Annotated in this window: 11 protein-coding genes; 4 read left to right on the forward strand and 7 right to left on the reverse strand. The window is 74.8% G+C overall.

Features of this window, described 5'->3' with window-relative positions:
• Positions 1-155: 155 nt before the first annotated feature.
• The gene (locus tag ABZ714_RS15585; protein WP_358825737.1) at positions 156-3,638 is read right to left on the reverse strand and encodes an ATP-dependent DNA helicase; all 3,483 of its coding nucleotides are present in this window, start codon (positions 3,636-3,638) and stop codon (positions 156-158) included.
• 470 nt (positions 3,639-4,108) lie between these two features.
• Positions 4,109-4,549, reverse strand: coding sequence for an MGMT family protein (locus tag ABZ714_RS15590; protein ID WP_358825738.1), 441 nt, complete (start codon positions 4,547-4,549; stop codon positions 4,109-4,111).
• A gap of 661 nt (positions 4,550-5,210) precedes the next feature.
• Between ABZ714_RS15590 and ABZ714_RS15595 the strand changes: the two genes are divergently transcribed.
• The 4 genes from ABZ714_RS15595 (at position 5,211) to ABZ714_RS15610 (ending at position 12,305) form a co-directional block, all read left to right on the forward strand.
• Positions 5,211-8,309 (forward strand): lysylphosphatidylglycerol synthase domain-containing protein, encoded by a 3,099-nt coding sequence (locus tag ABZ714_RS15595; protein ID WP_358825739.1) that lies wholly within the window; start codon positions 5,211-5,213, stop codon positions 8,307-8,309.
• A gap of 72 nt (positions 8,310-8,381) precedes the next feature.
• Positions 8,382-8,726, forward strand: a complete 345-nt coding sequence (locus ABZ714_RS15600; protein ID WP_358825740.1) for a hypothetical protein — start codon at positions 8,382-8,384, stop codon at positions 8,724-8,726.
• Positions 8,727-8,915: 189 nt separating this feature from the next.
• Entirely contained in the window at positions 8,916-10,559 is a 1,644-nt protein-coding gene (locus tag ABZ714_RS15605; protein WP_358825741.1) for an alpha/beta fold hydrolase, read from the forward strand.
• 120 nt (positions 10,560-10,679) lie between these two features.
• Positions 10,680-12,305, forward strand: a complete 1,626-nt coding sequence (locus ABZ714_RS15610; RefSeq protein WP_358825742.1) for an alpha/beta hydrolase — start codon at positions 10,680-10,682, stop codon at positions 12,303-12,305.
• A 141-nt stretch (positions 12,306-12,446) separates the two neighbouring features.
• Here the strand turns inward: ABZ714_RS15610 and moeZ are convergent, their stop codons facing one another.
• From moeZ to ABZ714_RS15635, 5 genes are all read right to left on the reverse strand, one after another.
• A complete protein-coding gene (gene moeZ, locus ABZ714_RS15615) occupies positions 12,447-13,625 on the reverse strand; it encodes an adenylyltransferase/sulfurtransferase MoeZ (RefSeq protein ID WP_358825743.1) in 1,179 nt (392 codons plus the stop codon).
• Positions 13,626-13,688: 63 nt separating this feature from the next.
• Positions 13,689-14,621 carry a spherulation-specific family 4 protein gene (locus ABZ714_RS15620; RefSeq protein WP_358825780.1) on the reverse strand — a complete coding sequence of 311 codons (933 nt, stop codon included), beginning with the start codon at positions 14,619-14,621 and terminating at the stop codon, positions 13,689-13,691.
• A 215-nt stretch (positions 14,622-14,836) separates the two neighbouring features.
• Entirely contained in the window at positions 14,837-15,955 is a 1,119-nt protein-coding gene (locus tag ABZ714_RS15625; RefSeq protein WP_358825744.1) for an NAD-dependent epimerase/dehydratase family protein, read from the reverse strand.
• A 281-nt stretch (positions 15,956-16,236) separates the two neighbouring features.
• Complete coding sequence (locus tag ABZ714_RS15630) at positions 16,237-17,748, reverse strand: hypothetical protein (RefSeq protein ID WP_358825745.1); 1,512 nt, start codon at positions 17,746-17,748, stop codon at positions 16,237-16,239.
• Entirely contained in the window at positions 17,745-19,877 is a 2,133-nt protein-coding gene (locus ABZ714_RS15635; RefSeq protein ID WP_358825746.1) for a glycosyltransferase, read from the reverse strand. Before ABZ714_RS15635 ends, ABZ714_RS15630 begins: the two co-directional genes overlap by 4 nt.
• Between the last annotated feature and the right edge of the window lie 193 nt (positions 19,878-20,070).

The following is a 20,070-nucleotide window of genomic DNA, read 5'->3' on the forward strand; positions in this document are numbered from 1 at the left end:
CTCAGGGGCGCTGGGGCCCCCATTGCCGAAGGCATAGGGGGCGGAACCGCGCGGGCGACCCACCACGGTCCACGGTCCGCGGACCGCGGACCGCGAACAAGAATCAGTCGCCGGGCGCCGCCCGGGTATTCGGGGCCGGCGCCCCGGGGGGGCGGTCAGTCGATGACGTGGCGGCCTTCCGGGCGGGCGCTGCAGGAGGACTGGAAGGCGCAGGTCGCGCACTGGGTTCCCGCCGTGGGGGTGAAGCGTTCATCGAGGACGCGGCCCGCCGCCGTCGCGAGGAGTTCGCCGACCCACTCCCCCGCCAGCGGCTCCTGTGCCTGGACGCGGGGCAGTTCCTCGCCGCCTTCCTTGCGCGGTGCGGGCTGCCGCAGCTGGACGAGTTCGGCGCCGCCGGGCACGGGGCGGTCGCCGTCGAAGGTGTCGTCGAGCGCGCCTTCGCGTACCGCGAGCTGGTAGACCGCGAGCTGGGGGTGGCGGGCGACCTCGTCTCCGGTGGGTGCCTGTTTGCCGGTCTTGAAGTCGACGACGTACGCCCGGCCGTCCGCGTCCTTCTCGACCCGGTCCATGGAGCCCCGGATCCGTACCTCGTACTCCCCCGCTTCCAGGACGACGTCGAAATCGTGCTCGGTGGCGGCGGGGGTGCGGCCGCCGCGGTCCATCACATGCCAGCGGAGGAAGCGCTCCAGGGCGATCCTGGCCTGCCGTTTCTCCTGTTCCGACTTCCAGGGCGCGTCGAAGGCGAGGGCGCCCCAGACGGATTCGAGGCGTTCCATCAGTACGGCGAGGTCGGCGGGGGTGCGGCCGGAGGCGACCTCGTCGGCGAGTACGTGGATGACGTTGCCGAACCCCTGGGCGGTGGTGGCGGGGGCGTCGGCCCTGACCTCCCGGCCGAGGAACCACTGGAGGGCGCAGGCGTTGGCGAGCTGGTCGAGGGCGCTGCCCGAGAGGACGACGGGCCGGGCGGCGTCCCGCAGGGGGGCGGTGCTGTGGGTGGGTTCGTACAGCCCCCACCAGCGGTCGGGGTGCGCTGCGGGTACCAGGGGGCCGCCCTCGTCGTCGTGAAGGGCGGCGAGCCGGGCGAGCCGCCGGGCGGCGGCGTCGCGGAGGGCGGGGGCCGCCGACGGGTCGACGGTGGTGGCGCGGAGTTCGGCGACGAGGGCGGAGACGGCGAGGGGCCGCCGGGGGCGGCCCGCGACGGCGACGGGCTCGACACCGAGTTCGGTGAGGAAGCGGGACGGCTGGTCGCCGTCGTCGGCGGGGGCCTTGACGGCGGTGACGACCAGCCGGTCGCGGGCCCGGGTGGCGGCGACGTAGAAGAGCCGGCGTTCCTCGGCGAGGAGCGCGCCGGGGGTGAGCGGTTCGGCCAGGCCGTCGCGGCCGATGCGGTCGGCTTCGAGCAGGGAGCCCCGGCGGCGCAGGTCGGGCCAGAGTCCCTCCTGTACTCCGGCGACGACGACGAGCCCCCATTCCAGGCCCTTGGCGCGGTGGGCCGTCATCAGCCGGACGGCGTCGGGACGGGTCTCCCGGGTGAAGAGGGTGTCCGCGGCGATGTCCTGGGCCTCGATCTCCTCGATGAAGTTGAGCGCGCCGCGGCCTCCGGTGCGCTCCTCGGCGCGGGCGGCGGTGTCGAAGAGGGCGCAGACGGCGTCGAGGTCGCGGTCGGCGTTACGGCCGGCCGCGCCGCCGCGCAGGGCCGCGTTCTCCAGGCGCTGGGGCCAGTACGTCCCGTTCCACAGCTCCCACAGGGCGTCCTCGGCGGTGCCGCCGCCGTCGAGTACGGCCCGGGTCCTGGCCAGCAGGAGGCCGAGTTCACGGGCGCGGCGGGCATAGCCGGGGTCGTGGACGGCGAGCCGTTCCGGTTCGGCCACGGCCCGGGCGACGAGCAGGTCGGAGGGGGGCGGCAGCCGGTTTCCGGCGGCGCGTTCCTCCTCGCGCAGGGCCCGGCCGAGCCTGCGCAGGTCGGCGGCGTCCATTCCGCCGAGAGGTGAGGTGAGCAGGGTGAGGGCGGTCTCGGTGTCGAGCCATCCGGCCCCGTTATCAGCCTCGTGACCGGACTCGTGACCGGCGGCGGTCCCGGCGGCCCCGTCCTCGGCCGCGCCCTCGGTCGTGTCCTCGGTCGTGTCCTGTTCCGAGCCGGACGGCGACCCGGCATCGGCATCGGATCCGCTGTCGGCCTCCGCCCCGGCCGGGGCGGAGGCGAGCGGGGTCGCGATCGCCCGCAGGGCCGTGAGCAGGGGTGCGACGGCCGGTTCATGGCGCAGGGGCACATCCGCGCCGTCGACCTCCAGCGGCACTCCGGCCGAGGTGAGCGCGCGGCGGACCGTCGGTATGGTCCGGCTGCCCGCCCGGACCAGGACGGCCATGTCGTGCCAGGGGACCCCGTCCTCCAGATGGGCCCGGCGCAGGACGTCGGCGATGTTGTCCAGCTCGGCGGAGGAGGTGGGATAGGTGTACACCTCCACCGCGCCGCCCTCGCGGACGGCGGCCAGCTCGCGATGGGCCCGTACCTTGTCGCCGGGCAGCCGGGTGAGGGGCATCCGGCGGGTCAGCAGCCGGGTGGCCGTCAGCGGCACGTCGCCGCTCCGGCGGGAGGTGGTGAGCACGGCGACGCCCGCCGGGGTGCCGTCGGTGTGCGGGAAGGCGGTGGGGAAGTCGAGGATCCCGTTCACATCCGCGCCCCGGAAGGCGTAGATGGACTGGTCGGGGTCGCCGAACGCGACCAGGGTCCGGCCGCCGCCCGCCAGCGCCCGCAGCAGCCGGACCTGGGACGGGTCGGTGTCCTGGTACTCGTCGACGAAGACCGCGTCGTACGGGAAGTCGTTCGGGAAACCGCGCGCGGGCGTGGTGCGCTCGGCGAGCAGGACGGCCCGGTGGACGAGTTCGGCGTAGTCGAGGACGCCCTGCATGTCGAGGACGTCGAGGTACTCGGCGAGGAAGGACGCGGCGGCCCGCCAGTCGCGGCGGCCGGTGCGCTCGGCGAACCGCTTGAGCGCGGCCGGGTCGAGTCCCAGCTCCCGGCTGCGGGCCAGCACGGCCCGGACCTCGTCGGCGAAGCCCCGGGTGGTGAGGCAGGCCCGTAGTTCGTCGGGCCATTCGTCGCGGGCGAGCCCGTCGGCCTCCAGCCCGATCTGGCCCGCGAGGAGTTCGCGTACGGCCACGTCCTGCTCGGGTCCCGAGAGCAGCCGCAGCGGCTCGGCGAAGAGATCGGCGTCCTGGTGCGCCCGGATCAGGGCGTAACAGAAGGAGTGGAATGTCGTCGCCCGGGGCCCGTGGGCGCCGCCGAGCCGGACGGCCATCCGGTCCCGCAGTTCGACCGCGGCCTTCCGGCTGAAGGTCAGGACGAGGATCCGCTCGGGGTCGGTGCCGGCCGCGATCCGGGCGGCGACGGCCTCGACGAGGGTGGTGGTCTTGCCGGTGCCGGGGCCCGCGAGGACGAGCAGGGGGCCGTTGCCGTGGTCAACCACGGCGCGCTGCGCGGCGTCAAGGAGAGGGGGATCCGTCGTTCCGGGCTCGGTACGCACCAGCCGGTACGCACCCGGGTTCCGGCCTCCGCGCCCCTGAGCAGGGCGTGCTGAAGCCCCGTACCGCGCCGATCGCGGGTACGGCGTACGCCCGGTGGTGGAGGAGGAACTCACGTGGATCGCCGGTCCTGGTGGGTGTGGTGGTGCTGATGGAGCGGGCGGGGCCGGAGCCACGCGCTGAAGACGCTACCCCGGGGTCCGGGGCGGTCGGGTCGGCGGGCCCGGCGGGTGCCGGGGCGGCCGGAGCCGGGGCCGTACGCCCCCGGAGGGCCGACGCCGGCGCCCGTAAGACGGCCGGTACGGTTCCGCCCGCGACCGGGCGCCGGGCACCCGGGCCACAACGGTCCCGGCCCGGATCCGCGGGGCACAGGTGCCGTGCCTGCCGTGCGGTACGGGTCATCACGGCCCCGGTCGCCCGGACGGAGGCGGAAACGCGGACGGAAGGGACAGTCCGGCTGGCGGTCGGCGTCGACCGGCCGGCCCGTACGACTCCGCCCGCCGGGCACCGTACGGCCGATGCGCCGGGGCTGTCCGGGGCCTCCCGGCTCTCCCCGGGTCGCCGTCCGCCGGGCTCCCGGCGGCGGTCACCGTCGATCGCGGGCGCCGCCGCTCTCCCCGCCGGGCAGCCGGTCACCGTCACCATCGCCCGCACCGGCATCGCCTCGGCCGCCGCGGTCGCCGCCCGTACCGCCCGTATCGCCGTCCCATCGGGCCCGGCGCATGTCGATCCGGGGTATGTGCCCCTCGGCGCTCGCGGGCGCGATCCGCAGCGGGGTGCCCTCCGCGCGGTAGTGCCCGAGGGCGTCCGGCTCGTGTCCGGGCAGCACGGTGCCGTCCGCGCGCACCACCCGCCACCAGGGCACCGCGCCCCCGAACAGCGCCATCACCCGGCCGACCTGACGCGGGCCGCCCTCGCCGAGCCACTCGGCGATATCGCCGTACGTCATCACCCGGCCGGGCGGGATCCGCTCGGCGACGTCGAGCACCCGCTCCGCGTAGTCCGGGATCTCCACGACCTCTTCCATCCCGCCATCCTGCCCCACCGCACCGACAAGCCGCGGTGCCTGTGGACAACCCCGTGCGCCGGACGGCACCGGCCGTCAGGATGGACGGACCGCGACAGGGTCCGAGGAGCCGCGGAAGATAGTTACGACACGGGGCGAAAAGGGTGACCATGACCGACTCATCGCGAACTATTGCGCAGGTCACGCCGGTACAGGACACCCTGATGGCCGTCCGCGGGGCCCGGTCGTGCCACCATCGTGCGCGGACGGTGACGGGTGATACGTGACCGGGAGGACACCGGAACGGCGGGGAAGGGAGCGGGGTGTGCGGCCTGGCGCAGCGGCTGACGCCTACGGCACCGGGCCTCGCCCGGAGGGTGCCGGGACACCCGCCCCGACGACCGGAGGCGCCCCGTCCGACGGGGTGCCCGACGACAGCAAGGACGATAAGCCGATCGAGGACATGACAGAGGCAGTCGACGGCGCCGGATCCGCCGCGAGCGGTACCGGCGCCGGCCGTCGGCGTGCCCGCGCGCGATCCGGCGGCGGAAGCGGGTCCGACCCGGGCGGCGGAAGCGGGCCCGGCCGCGTACAGCCCTCCGGCGAGCGCAGCCGGGCCGATTCCCGTCCGGCCTCCGGCGAGGAGAACGGACCGGCCGCCGATACGCGTCCGCGTGCCGGTATGCCCGCGGCCTCCGGTCCTGGTTCGGGTTCGGGTCCTGGTTCGGATTCGGGTGCCGACACCGGCCCCGGCCCGGATTCCGGTTCCGGCCCGGATTCCGGTTCCGGTCCGCCCTCCGGTGCCGGTACCGACGGCCGTCCCGGGACGGGAGCCGGAGGCTCCGGTCGGCGCGGCGGCGGTACGGGCGGCCCCGGTGCGGCGGCCGGATCCCGCGCCTCCGACGGCGGTGACGACCGGGACGGCCACCGCGACACGGACGACGCCGCCGGCGCGCCGGGGCCGGGAGCGACCGCGGGGGACGCTCCCGCCCCGGCCCGCCCGGCGGACCAGCCGGACCCGCGCCCCGAGAACGGGCCGACCACCGACCCCGCCGATCCCACCGACCCCGCCGACGAGCCCGCCACGGACTCCGTCGCCGGGGCCGACCGGGTCTCCGGGGACGAGCCGCTGCTCGCCGCCCGGGTGCACCGCCCGTCGGATCTGATGCGTTTCCTCGGCGGCGTCCTCGCGATCGCCGTCCTCCTCGCCATCGCCGCCTTCGCGCAGGGGACGACGACCGGTCTGGAACACGACATCAGCAAGGGGACCGAGCAGGCCCCCGTACTGCTGGTGAAGCTGGCCGGACTGGTCTCCTCGATCGCCGTCCTCCTGGTCCCCATCGCCTTCGCGATCGAACGGCTGATCAAACGGGACGGGCTGCGGATCGCGGACGGGGTCCTGGCCGCGGTCCTGGCCCACGGGGTCACCCTCGCCACCGACCTCTGGGTCGCCCGGATGGCCCCCGACAGCGTCCAGGAGGCCCTCACCCGGGCCCAGGGCGGCGGTCTGACCGACCCCGTCCACGGCTATCTGGCCCCCGTCATCGCCTATATGACGGCCGTCGGCATGGCCCGCAGACCACGGTGGCGGGTGGTGCTCTGGGTGGTCCTGCTGCTGGACGCCTTCGCGATGCTGGTCGCCGGATACACCACCCCGTTCTCGATCGTGCTCACCGTGCTCCTCGGCTGGTCCGTGGCGTACGGCACTCTCTACGCGGTCGGCTCGCCGAACGTCCGGCCCACCGGCCAGACCCTGCTGGCGGGTCTGCGCCATGTCGGTTTCCGCCCGGTCACCGCGATGCGCACGGAGGACGCGCCCGACGGTCCCGACGGCACGGCCGAGGCGGGCGACCGGGGCCGGCGCTATCTGGTGACCCTGGAAGAGGGGCCACCCCTCGACGTCACCGTCGTCGACCGCGAACAGCAGGCTCACGGCTTCTTCTACCGGCTCTGGCGGCGGCTGACGCTCCGGTCCATCACCACCCGCCGCTCGTCCCTCCAGTCGCTGCGGCAGGCGCTGGAGCAAGAGGCGCTGCTGGCGTACGCGGCGATCGCGGCCGGGGCCAACGCGCCCAAGCTGATCGCCACGTCCGAGCTGGGGCCCGACGCGGTGATGCTGGTCTACGAGCACCTCGGCGGCCGGTCCCTGGACGCCATGGCGGACGACGAGATCACCGACGACGTGGTCCGCGGGGCCTGGCGGCAGGTCAAGGCCCTCCAGTCGCGCCGGATCGCCCACCGCAGGCTGACCGGCGACGCGATCCTGGTGGATCGTTCCGGCAAGGTCATCCTGACCGATCTGCGGGGCGGCGAGATCGCGGCGGGCGATCTGGTGCTGCGGATGGACGTGGCCCAGCTGCTGGTCACCCTGGGTCTGCGGGTGGGCGCCGAGCGGGCCGTCTCGGGGGCCCTGGAGGTCCTCGGGCCGGACGCGGTCGCGGACTGTCTGCCGCTGCTCCAGCCGATCGCCCTCAGCCGCTCCACCCGGGCGACCCTGCGGCGGCTGGCCCGGGAGCGGGGCGAGCGGGAGCGCGAGGCCGTACTGGAGGCGTCGGCGGCGGCCCGGCGGGCCCGCGCGGAGGCCGCGGCGGGCCAGGACACCACCGGCGGGGTCACCACGAAGACCTCCACCGACAAGACCACCGAGGCCGCCGAGACCACCGGGGCCGATCGAGCCGACAGGACCGGCAGAGCCGGAAAGGCCGAGCGGGCGGGGAAGGCGGACAAGGCCGACAAGCGGGCCGTCGAAGAGGCGCTGGAAGAGACGCGGGAGGAGGACCTCCTCACCCAGATCCGCCATCAGGTGCTGCTGATCCGGCCGCAGGCGCCGGTGGAGCCGGTCCGCCTGGAGCGGATCCGCCCCCGCACCCTGGTCAGCCTGATCGCGGGCGCGGTGGCCGCGTACTTCCTGCTCTCCCAGATCGCGGGCAACAACCTGGGCGCCGACTTCAGCAGCGCGCACTGGATGTGGGTGGCGGTCGCGGTCGCCTTCTCCGCCCTGAGCTATCTCGCGGCGGCGATGAGCCTGCTGGGCTTCGTCCCCGAACGGGTGCCGTTCCCCAGAACCGTGCTGGCGCAGGTCGCCGGGTCCTTTGTAAAGATCGTCGCCCCGGCCGCGGTCGGCGGTGTCGCGCTGAACACCCGGTTCCTCCAGCGTTCGGGGGTGCGTCCGGGGCTCGCGGTGGCGAGTGTGGGCGCCGCCCAGCTCTTCGGGCTCGGGGCGCACATCCTGCTGCTGCTGACCTTCGGCTATCTCACCGGTACGGAGAAGACGCCGTCGCTCAGCCCGTCCAGAACGGTCATCGCCGGTCTGCTGACGGTCGCGGTCCTGGTCCTGGTGGTGACGGCCATCCCGTTCCTGCGGAAGTTCGTCTCGACCCGCCTGCGGTCGCTCTTCGCCGGAGTCGTCCCGCGGATGCTCGACGTACTCCAGCGGCCGGTGAAACTGCTCACCGGTATCGGCGGCCAGCTGCTGCTGACCTTCGCCTTCGTGATGTGTCTCGACGCGTCGGTCCGGGCGTTCAACGACGGCAGCCAGCCGTTGAGCTACGCCAGCCTCGCGGTGGTCTTCCTGGCGGGCAACGCCCTGGGGTCGGCGGCGCCGACACCGGGCGGTGTCGGCGCGGTCGAGGGCGCGCTGATCCTCGGTCTGATCGCGGCGGGCGTACCGAAGGACGTGGCGACCGCGGCGGTGCTGCTCTACCGGATCCTGACGCTCTGGCTGCCGGTGCTGCCGGGCTGGCTGGCGTTCAGCCATCTCTCCCGCAAGGGCGCCCTCTAGTCACCGCCGGAGGCGCCCCTGCCTCGGGGCGCCTCTATGGATTCGGCCGAGGACGTGGGTCAGGATGGCGGCATGACGACCTGGTTCCGCGCCTACGACGAGGACGAGGATCTGTGGCTGTACTTCGAAGCCGCTGACGACGGCTGGGCGACACGACAGGTCGAGGTCCGGGGGAAGGACTCGCGACCGGTGACCGCGGCCTCTCTCAAGGAGGTGCTGCACGTGCGTGATCACGCCGGTCCGGAAGAGATGCTCCGCTATGAACGGCAGTACGGCGTTCTCGCCGAGGCTCCCCTGGACGGCTGGCAGGGCTGGCCCGAGGCGGCCGGGATCTCCGAGGACGAGTTCGAGCGGCTGTGGACTCAGGCGAGACGGACTCTGGGCGTTCAGCCTGACCTGGCGGATCGGGGCTCGTAGCAGCGCGCCGGGCCCGCAGGAAACCGGGCCCGTACCCGAGCGAGCCCGGCCGGGCGGCCGTACGGCCCGGGGCCGCGCCCCGCACGGAAGCCGCCCCGGGCCCGGGAGCCACGCCGGGCCGGGGGCGCGCGACCACCCGAGTGGACCACCGCGGGGGCGGTCCGTCCGCCCGGCCCGCACGATGGCGGCATGCCGACCTCTGCCACCACCGTGCGTACCGCGGCCGTCGCCGCCTCCCTCTCCGTCCTCCTGGCCGCGGGCTGTTCGGGCGGCGGGGACAAGGAGGGGGAGCCCGCCGCCGGGACCACCAGTACGGCATCGGCGGATGCCTCCCGCACCCCGGAGCGGGCGAGCGCGTCGCGGACCGCGCCCCCGCCCCCGGGCCGTGAGCTGACCGGCCAGAAGCCTCAGTGGAAGGCGTGTCCGGCGCCGTCGCAGGCGGAGGGCGGCGGGGCGGCGCCCGAGCCCCCGCCCGGCGGCTCCGCCTGGGAGTGCGCCACCGTCAAGGCGCCCCTCGACTACGCCGACCCGGACGGCGAGACCATCGATCTGGCGCTCATCCGGGCGAAGGCGACCGACCCGGCGAAACGTATCGGCTCGTTGATCTTCAACTTCGGCGGACCCGGCGGTTCAGGGGTGACGACCCTGCCCGCCGCCGCGACCGACTACGGCGCCCTCAACACCCGCTACGACCTGGTCAGCTTCGACCCGCGCGGGGTCGGCCGGAGCAAGCCCGTGGAGTGCGAGAGCGATGCCGCGCTGGACAAGTTCTACGCCCTCGACGCCACCCCCGACACGGACGCCGAGGTCACCGCGTACAACGACGGCCTGAAGTCGTACGCCGCCGCCTGCGACCGGCGCTCGGGCGCCGCGCTCCCCCATGTCGGGACCGAGAACGCGGCCCGCGACCTCGATCTGATGCGCCAGGTCCTCGGCGACGACAAGCTCTCCTACTTCGGTATCTCCTACGGCACCGAACTGGGCGGGGTCTACGCCCATCTCTTCCCGGAGAAGGTCGGCCGGGCCGTCTTCGACGCGGTCGTGGACCCGACGAAGAACTCCGAACAGAGCTCACTCGGCCAGGCGAAGGGCTTCCAGCTCGCCCTGGACAACTTCGCGAAGGACTGTGTGGACCGGGGCGACCAGTGCCTGATCGCCGGTACCACGGTCGCCGAGGTCGAGGGGCAGATCACGGAGCTGCTGAAGCGTCTCGACCGGCAGCCCGTCCCGGCCGCCGGTGGCCGGGAACTGACTCAGACCCAGGCACTCAACGGCATCGCCCAGTCGCTGTACTCACAGCAGTTCTGGCCGCTGCTGGAGCAGGGTGTGGACGAGGCGGACGGCGGTGACGGATCGCTGCTGCTCGCCCTCTCCGACGCGATGAACGGCCGGAACGAGAACGGCGAGTACGACAATATGGGCGCGGCTTTCACCGCGATCAGCTGTGTCGACACCGAGGACCGCGCCTCGGTGGCCCAGGTCGAGGCGAAGCTGCCCGCGTTCCGCGCGGCGTCGCCGGTCTTCGGCGACTATCTGGGCTGGGGCATGCTGGGCTGCTCCAACTGGCCCGTCCCCGGCACCTGGGAGCACCCCGACGTCTCCGCCCCCGGCGCCCCGCCGATCGTGGTGATCGGCAACACCGGTGACCCGGCGACACCGTACGAGGGCGCACGGGCGATGGTCGGCGCGCTCGGGCCCGGCGTCGGGGTCGAGATCACCTACGAGGGCCAGGGCCACGGCGCGTACAACGCGACCAGCACTTGTGTGAAGGGCGCGGTCGACGCCTATCTGCTGGAGGGGCGGGTCCCGGCGGCGGGCACGGTCTGCCGCTGACGTGCCGGCGGCCGAAAACCGGTACCGGCACGCTGTCAGTGGCGGTACATAGGATGGAACGACTGTCGAAGGATCGGGGCCCCGGGCCGTGAAGGGCCGGGCCCCACGGGGGATTCCAGCATGCGCTACGGATATTTCGGCCCCGGCGTCCGCCGGGCGGCGGCCCTGGCGGTCGCGCTGGTGCTCGCGGGCACCGCCACGGCCTGTACCGAGAGCGGGGCCGAGGGACCGGCATCGCCGTCGACGCCACCGGCGACGGCCGGCGGGACGAAGGCCCCGTCGGATCCGCCCACCCGCGCGGCGGGGGCCTCGCCCGCGCCGACCGGCGCCCTGCCCGCCGCGCTCACCGGGCAGCGGCTCGACTGGTCGGCGTGCGACGCCCCGGTCAAGGCCGACGGGTCGGCCGCGGAGAAGCCCGGCTCCTCCTGGCGGTGCGCGACGATGAAGGCGCCCCTCGACTACACCCGGCCGGACGGCGAGACGATCGGGATCGCCCTGATCCGGTCGAAGGCGAAGGACGAACGGGGCCGCCTCGGCTCCCTGCTCTTCAACTTCGGCGGCCCGGGCGGCTCCGGCGTCGCCGGGCTGCCGGGCGCCGCCGACGGCTTCACCGAGCTGAACCGCCGCTACGACCTGGTCAGCTTCGATCCGCGCGGGGTCGCCGAGAGCTCCGCCGTGGTCTGCCGGGACCACCGGCAGACCGAGGCCGCCCACCGGGTCGACGCGACCCCCGACACCCCGGCCGAACAGCGCGCGTACATGGCGACGGCCGCGGACTTCGGCGAGGGCTGCGCCCGGCGTTCGGGGAAGGTGCTGCCCCATGTGGGGACGGCCAACGCGGCCCGCGACCTGGATCTGATGCGCCAGGTCCTCGGCGACGACAAGCTGAACTATCTGGGCTTCTCGTACGGCACCGAACTGGGCGGGGTCTACGCCCATCTCTTCCCCGGGAACGTGGGGCGGCTGGCGATGGACGGGGTCGTCGATCCCACGGCGGACTTCGCGGGCGGCCCGCGCAATCAGGCCCTCGGCTTCCAGCGGGCCCTGGAGAACTACTACGAGAGCCGGGACATCGGCGCCGACGCGGGGACGGCCCGGACGGTGAAGCTGCTCAAGGGGCTGGACTCCCGGCCCCTGCCCGCAGGGGGCGACCGGCGGCTGACCGAGACGATGGCGCTCACCGGCATCATCCAGGCGCTCTACACCGAGGAGTACTGGCCGTATCTGACGGACGGCCTGGAGGCGGCCGAGCGGGGCGACGGTTCCGTACTGCTGGCCCTCGCCGATATGTACACGGGCCGGGACCAGAAGGGCCGTTACACCACCCAGGACCACGCACAGCGCGCGATATCGTGCGCCGACGCGGCGGCCCGGCCCACGACCGCGGAGGTGACCTCCCGTCATCTCGCCGAGTTCACCGAGGTCTCCCCCGTCTTCGGCCCCTATCTGGCCTGGGACGTGGCGGGCTGGTGCGCCGACTGGCCGGTGGACGGGGCGTGGGAGAAGCCGAAGGTGTCGGCGAAGGGCGCGGCCCCGATCCTGGTCGTCGGCACCACGGGCGACCCGGCGACCCCGGTCGAGGGCGCCGAGCGGATGGCCAGGGGCCTGGGCGCCGGAGTGGGTGTGCTGGTGACCAGCAAGGGCGAGAACCACGGCTCGTACGGCTTCTCGAAGTGCGCGACCCGGCTGGTGGACGACTATCTGCTGACGGGCAAGGTCCCGGCGAACGGGACGGTCTGCTCCTGACGGGCCGGCCCGTGGTGCCGGGCCGTGGTGCCGGGCCGGGGCCGGATGACGCCGGGGCCCACCGCCGTACGCGCCGGGCCCCGGCGGACGCGTCGGGGACGCGGCGCCGGGGCCCGGAAAGCACTTCGCGCGAGGGCTCGGTCAGTAGACCGGCTTGTGCGGCTCGATCTGGTTGACCCAGCCGATGACACCGCCGCCGACATGGACGGCGTCGGAGAAGCCCGCCGACTTCAGGACGGCCAGCACCTCCGCACTGCGGACACCCGTCTTGCAGTGCAGGACGATCTTCTTGTCCTGGGGCAGGCCCTGGAGGGCCGTACCCATCAGGAACTCGTTCTTGGGGATCAGCTTGGCGCCGGGGATCGAGACGATCTCGTACTCGTTGACTTCCCGGACGTCGATGATCTCGATGTTCTCGTTGTCGTCGATCCACTCCTTGAGCTGCTTGGGAGTGATCGTCGAACCGGCCGCCGCCTCCTGGGCCTCCTCCGAGACGACACCGCAGAACGCCTCGTAGTCGATCAGCTCGGTGACGGTCGGGTTCTCACCGCAGACCGCGCAGTTCGGGTCCTTGCGGATCTTGACCTGGCGGTACTGCATCTCCAGGGCGTCGTAGATCATCAGCCGGCCGACCAGCGGCTCGCCGACGCCCGCGAGAAGCTTGATCGCCTCGGTGACCTGGATCGAGCCGACGGAGGCGCAGAGCACTCCGAGCACACCGCCCTCGGCGCAGCTGGGCACCATGCCCGGCGGCGGGGGCTCGGGGTAGAGGCAGCGGTAGCAGGGGCCGTGCTCGGACCAGAAGACGGACGCCTGCCCGTCGAAGCGGTAGATCGAGCCCCAGACGTACGGCTTGTCGAGCAGCACACAGGCGTCGTTCACCAGATAGCGGGTGGCGAAGTTGTCCGTGCCGTCGACGATGAGGTCGTACTGGCCGAAGATGTCGAGCACGTTGTCGGCTTCCAGCCGCTCCTCGTGCAGGACGACATTGACGTACGGGTTGATCCCGAGGACCGAGTCCTTCGCGGACGCGGCCTTGGACCGGCCGATGTCGGACTGGCTGTGGATGATCTGACGCTGCAGATTCGACTCGTCGACCTCGTCGAACTCGACGATGCCGAGGGTTCCGACACCGGCGGCGGCCAGATACATCAGGGCGGGGGACCCGAGTCCGCCCGCGCCCACACACAGCACCTTGGCGTTCTTGAGCCGCTTCTGCCCGTCCATCCCGACGTCCGGGATGATCAGATGGCGGGAGTACCGGCGGACCTCGTCGACGGTGAGCTCAGCGGCTGGCTCGACCAGGGGTGGCAGCGACACGGGGACTCCGATGCGTCGGTAAGTCAGTACGGTTGTTCTCCCGTAACACTGCCACGCGCCTCCTCATTCCGAGACACCTGGTCCGATCTGCGAGACGAAATCGTCCCAGTAGCCGGGCAGGCTCTCGAATGCCCGGGAATGTCCGACCGGCGGTGCGTGCCCCGCACCGCCCGCCGGACCACCCACCGGACCGTCGGCGGACGTCGGCACCGGGCCGGAGACCGGACGGGTGCCCGGGTCGGAGCCGGGGCCGGACGGCGGTCCGGCCGGGCGGTCCGCCCGCCGGTCGGTGAAGAAGACCGTGCCCGCGCCCTGCCAGCGGGCGATCCTGACGGCCTCCTCCAGATGCGTCCGCGGCACCCCGTGGACGAAGTGCGCGAACCGCCCGGCCGGATGGTCGGCGGTCCACTCCGCCACCTGCGACCAGCGGTAGTCGGCCCAGGAGCCGCAGAAGGTGACGAGCTGGTCGGCGATCTCCGCGTAGCCCGGGTACGGCTGCGTGCCGTGGCCCAGGACCAGCCGGACCGCGCCGGACCGGACCGGGCCCCCGCTACCGGAGCCGGAGCTGAAGCCGGAGCCGGGACCAGTACTACTGGTGCCGGTGCCGATGCCCGTTCCGGTGACGCAGCCGACGGTGCCCGCGACCGCGCGCAGGACCGCCGTCGTCCGCCGGACGGCGGCCAGTCCGGCCCGGTCCGAAGGGCAGCGGTCCAGCAGGAACCCGCCGACCCGGTACCAGAGCGCGTACCGCTCCGCGTCGGCCGCCAGCTCGCCGACCGGACGGGCGCCGTGGGCCAGGTCGAGCCGGCCCAGCACCCGTACGCCCGCGTTGACCAGCCGCCCGGCCGCCGCCAGGCAGTCGGGGTCGGGGCGGTCGCCGGGCCCGTTCGCCACGGTGAGGACGACCCAGTCCAGCGGAGTCCCCGGCCGGGTCAGCGCCGTCCACTCGGCGGCGGCGAGCAGCGGATGGGCGTATCCCGGTACGCCGATCCGCAGCCTGCCCCACTCCCCGGCCGCCGCTTCCCGGGACGTCTCGGGGACCGCCTCGGGGACCGCCCCCGGAAGCCGGGCCCGAACAGCCCCGAGGACCGCCGGTTCCGGATACGCCCCGTCGTGCCCGTACGGCACGGAGGGCCCGTACGGCGAAACGGAGGGCGGGTACGGCGCGACCGTCCCCGGCCCCGCCGAGCAGCGCACTCCCCCGCCGCCGGTCAGATCCGGCATGCCGCCTCCATCCAGATATCGGCGAGCGACTCCTCCAGGTTGATCCGGGGCCGCCAGCCGAGCCGGTCCCGGGCGGTCCTGATGTCGGCCTGCTGCCAGTTGCCGCAGCCGTCGGGGTACGGAACGGGGGCCGCGGCGAGCTGTTCGAGTACGGATTCGGCACGCGGCGCCCCGATCCCGGCGCCGCCGAGCGGGTTGTGGCCCGGAACCCCTCCGTGGCCAACGGCGCCGAGGTGTCCCCCGGGACCGCCGTGCCCGCCCGCCGGGCCGCCGATACCCGGGTGGACGGCGTGACCTCCGTGCCCCGCGAGGCCGCCGTGGCCGAGGCCCCCGGGTCCGGAGCGCCCGGGCGGGGTGTCCAGTTCGTGCAGCGCGCCCGCGTACCCCGCGACCCGGGCGAGGACGGCCGCCGCGTCCCGGAGCCGTACGGCCCTCCCGGTACCGATGTTGACCACGCCCTGCGCGGCGGAGAGCGACGCGGCGTGCACCGCCCGGGCCACGTCCCGTACGTCGACGAAGTCGCGCTGCACCCCGAGCCCGCTGAGCTTCAGCTCCCCGTCCCCGGACTGCATCGCCCGCCGCATGGCCTCGGCGAGCCGGCCGAGCGGCGACCCGGCCGGGGTCCCGGGGCCGACCGGCGAGAACACCCGCAGTACGACGGCGTCGAGTCCGGAGCCGAGGACCAGTTCGGTGGCGGCCAGCTTGCTGACCCCGTAGGGGCCGCCGGGCCGGGGGATCGCGTCCTCGGCCGTGGACGACCCCTGCTGGGAGGGGCCGTACTCGGACGAGCACCCCACCTGCACCAGCCGCGCCCCGCAGCCGCTGCGGCGCAGCGCCTCGCAGACGGTGGCGACGGCGACCGTGTTGTGCCGGGTCAGTTCGCGGGCGCCGCCCCGGGTGGCTCCGGCGCAGTTGATCACCACACCCGGGTGGACGGCGGTCAGGAAGCGGGTGAGCGCGCCGGGGCTGCCGCCCGCGAGGTCGAAACGCACATCGGCGTCGTCGCCCCGGCCGAGGGTCGTCAGATGGACGGCGGGGTCGGCGAGCAGCCGGTCGGCGACGAAGCGGCCGAGGAATCCATTGGCACCGAGCAGCAGCACCCTCATCGCGCGCCCCCTTCCTGACGACGGGTCGGGGCTGGGGATTGGCGGGTCATGTCGTGTTTCTCCTTCGGGTGTCGCCGCCGTCGCGGCGACGTCTGATCCGGCGGAAGCCGGTGGTACGGCACAGAGCGGAGGTACGGGCACCGGGCCGCCCGCCGGGGGTGGGACGGGGACGGGAGCGGACGGTGCGGGGGACGGGGAGTACGGGGTCCGGCGGCCCGCGCTCCGGCTGGGGCACCGGAACGCGGGACGGCGGGCGAGGGGACGGCGGCCGCCGCCGGTCGTCAGGTGTGGGCGGAGGCCCGGGACAGTACGGCGGTGGCCCGGACCAGCAGCCCGCCCGCGACCGTGCCGCACACCAGGACCGCGATTCCGCCGGGCCCCCACGCGGCGGTCACCGCGTCGACCGGTCCGGCCGCGGGCCCGAGACCCGGCAGCCGGGCGGCGAGCAGCAGCAGGGTCGCCAGGGTCTGTCCGGCGCAGGCGGCGGCGAGTCCGGTGACCGCCGTCGCCGGGAAGCCGTGGACGGCCAGCAGCCGGGCCGTGAACAGCAGCAGCCCGAGGGCGACCGCCGCGGCCGGGGTGCCGCCGCCGCCGACGGCGGACTCCGTGGCGAGGGCGACGACCGCCGTCGCGGCGGTGAAGGCCGCGGCCGCGCCGAGGACCAGGGGGCGCGTTCCGGCCGCGAAGTCGTCCAGCCTGCGGCTGTCGCCGAGCCTGCGCCGGATCCGTACGGAGAGCGTCCGGGCGCACCAGGCGGCGGGCGCGACGGCGACGGCCAGCGCGATCAGGGGCGCGGGCATGAGCGGGATCCCGCCCGTGGCGCCGCCCGCCGTGCCGTCGGCGGTGCCGCCTGCCGGTCCGCCCGGGCCGAGGAGTTCGGTGAGCCCTTCCCCGTACGCGGCGAAGCCCAGCAGGACGGCGGTCAGTACGGCACCGAGGGCGGCGCCGGGGCGTGCGGTACGGCTCCGGGCGCCGCTACGGGCTCCGAGCGCCCCGGCGCGCAGGGTGTAGAGCACGGCACAGCCGACGGCGGCCGTGCCGAGCGCGCCGACGGCGGTCCGGGCCCCGCCGTCGAGCAGGGTCCGGCCGACGGCGGTGGCGACGGCCGCGGCGCCGGGCAGCAGCGCGCGGGCGGCGCCCCCGGGCAAACGGTCGGCGGGGGGCGCCGCCGCCGGGGGCTCGGCGCCGTTGCCGGGCACCCGGGCGTAGAGCTCCTCGGCGAGGGAGAAGACGTCCCGGTGCCGGAAGCGCCCGGCGATCCGGTCGGTGATCCCGTGGGCTTCGAGCCCGGCGGCGATCTCCAGTGGGTCGACGGCCCGCTCGCACAGCTCCCGGTGGCGGCGGAGCAGGGCCTTCACCGGATCGCCGGACCCGGGGCGGGGGCGCGCCGCGCCGCCGGAGGCCCGGTCCGACGCCCCGGCGGAAGCCCTGGCCGCCTTGGTGTCCGGGTCCGGCTCCCGGGCGGTTTCGGCCCGGGCGGTCGTGACCGTCGTGGCCGTGGTGGCACCGCCGGACGGGGTGGTGTCCGCCGCCGGGGAAGCCCCGGGCCCGGGGACCGCCGGGCGCCCGGTGCCTTCCGGCGCCGTACCGTCCGGGCCCGTACCGCCGCCGAGCAGGGCATGGGACCGGGCGTCCCAGCCCCCCGGGCTGGCGGGGGGACGCGGTTCGTCGCCGGGGGCACCGGTCGCGGCCGGGAAACCGGCCGCTTCCCCTCCGGGAGCGGTACGCGCCGGCGCGGTGGATCCCGGGCGCTCCGCGCCCGCCACCGGTCCGGCGATCCGAGCCGTGGTCATCCGCGCGCCCCTTCCGCCACCGCCGGGACCCCGGCACGGGCCGGGGCCCCGGCGGCCGTCACGGTCCCCGAAGACCCCTGCGCTCCCCCACGCGTCGCCGGTCCCACCGCACCTGACGCGGTCCGTACCGGTGCGACCGGCGTATGCGACGCCCGCCGAACGGTTCCTTCCGCCGTCCGGCCGCCGGTACGAACGACCCCCGCGATCGCCGAGGCCGCGGCCGGGTGTCCCGCGAACGAGACGACGGGCGCGCCCCGTTCCCAGCGCATCGGCGTGAACGCCTCGGCGGGACAACCGAACGGCAGGGGATCGCCGGAGCTGCCCAGCGTCTCCCGGTGGACCGGCGACCGGGCGATGACCTCCAGATAGAGCGCGTGGAAGGCCGCCGTGTTCCGCTCGGTGGTGAAGAGTTCCAGGGCGCGGGCGCGCGCGGCGGCGCCCAGCCGGGCCGCGCGCTCCGGATCGCCGAGCAGGGCGAGGACGGCGTCGGCGAGGGCGCGCGGCCTGCGCGGCGGTACGACCAGTCCGGTACCGCCGATCACCTCCACGACGGCGCCCGCGTCCGTCGACACGGTGGCCCGGCCGCAGAGCATCGCCTCGACCAGGGTGTGCGGAAAGCCCTCGACGGCGCTGGCGGAGACGACCACCGCACCGGCGGCGCAGACCTCGGCGACCGCCGGACCGCCGGGCCCGCCGGAGGCGTCGAGGCGCTCGAAGGTGACGGGGGCGTCGCCCGCGGGGTGGAGGTCGGCCTCCCCGGCGGGGAAGAGCTGGGCGGCGAGCCAGCGGCAGTGGGCGAGATACGCGGTCTCCTCCTCGCCGCGCGCGGGGGCAGCGCAGAGCCGGAGCCGGGCGCGCGGCTCCCCGGCGCGGATCTCGGCGAAGGCGTGCAGCAGTCCGACCAGGTCCTTTCCGGGTTCCGCGGGACCGGCCCAGATCAGGGTGTACGGATCACCGGGCGCCGGGGAGTCGCCGACGGCGGCGTACCGCTCCGCCGGGACCCCGGGGTGGACGGTCCGCAGCTTCGCCGGATCGGCGCCGCACTTCTGCTGCCAGCGGCGGATATCGGCGTCGCCCGGGGTGATCAGCGCCGCCTGGGCGTAGACCTCTGCCGTGAGAGCCCGCCGGAAGGCGGTGAGCAGGGCGCGGACCGGCGCGCTCAGCGGCGTACCGCCGAATCCGGTCGCGCCGGGTGCGCCCGGTGCGCCGGTGGTACGGCCCCGGGCGCTCCCGCCCGCCGGACCGTCGCCGTACTCCCCGGTACGAGGGGTCCCGGCAGCGGTGGCCCCGGGGCCGCGCGCGCCGGCACCGGCACCGGCCGGGAGCCCGTCGGCCCGTACTCCGCCCGCGGCGGCCAGATAGTGGGCGCGCAGTTCGGCCCCGTACTCCGTGACCAGCAGCGGTACTCCGCAGAAGCGTTTGGCCAACAAGCCGGGCAGTGCCGTGGGCCCGCCGGAGACGGCATGGCACAGATCGACCGCGCCCAGACCGTCGTCGCCGTACCAGTCGAAGGAGAGGGGGCGCAGGGCCCGCTCCAACTCCCCCGCGAAGGTGAGGTAGTCGGGGACGGCCGCGGCGTGCACGCTCCGGTGCGCGCCGGGCGCGCGGCAGCCGGACTCGACGATCCGGACGGCGCGTTCGGAGCGGAGCGCGGTGGCGAGTCCGCCGTGTTCCCGGGCGAGTCCGGCGAGTCCGTACAACCCGTCGGCGAAGCCCGCGGCGGCCTCCCGGGCCCCGGCGGGGGCTCCGGCGCCGATCGCGCGGACGGCCGTCACCAGGTCCGTGAAGTGTTCGGTGAACCGTCTGCGGGCGCGGCGGCCGAATGCCGGGCCGCCGCCGTCTCCGCCGGGCGGCCCGGGGGGCGCGGTCCTCAGCCGTCGTACGCGGGGCGCGGGCGCCGGGGCGTGACCCGCGTACGGCGATCCGCCGACGGGCGCCGTGTACGCCCGCTCACCGACGGTCCCGAAGGCCCGGCCGACCCCGGCGGCTCCGGCGTACGCGGTGTGGTCGGCATAGACGTACACATCGAACTCGTGCTGCGTGAGCCCGCGCACGAGCCGGTCGCACCAGTCGGCCGACCCGTTCGACGCATACGGACGGCCGTCGTCCGTGAGCAGTCCGATCCGCATGAGCGCACCCCCGATCTTCCTTGTCGGCGACCGCCGTTGGACTCGGCGGCACGCGGCGGAACGACCGTAAGCCGGGGTCACGGGGGTACGACGGACGGTTGTCCGCCGCGCCACCGGAAGGGGTGAATACCCGTGACTTTCCCCGCGCGGTAGCGTTCTGTCGCGCTATGAGTGCACTCTGTCACCGAAGGTG

Origin of the sequence: Streptomyces sp. NPDC006798, from assembly GCF_040635975.1 — a bacterium.
Taxonomy (GTDB): domain Bacteria; phylum Actinomycetota; class Actinomycetes; order Streptomycetales; family Streptomycetaceae; genus Streptomyces.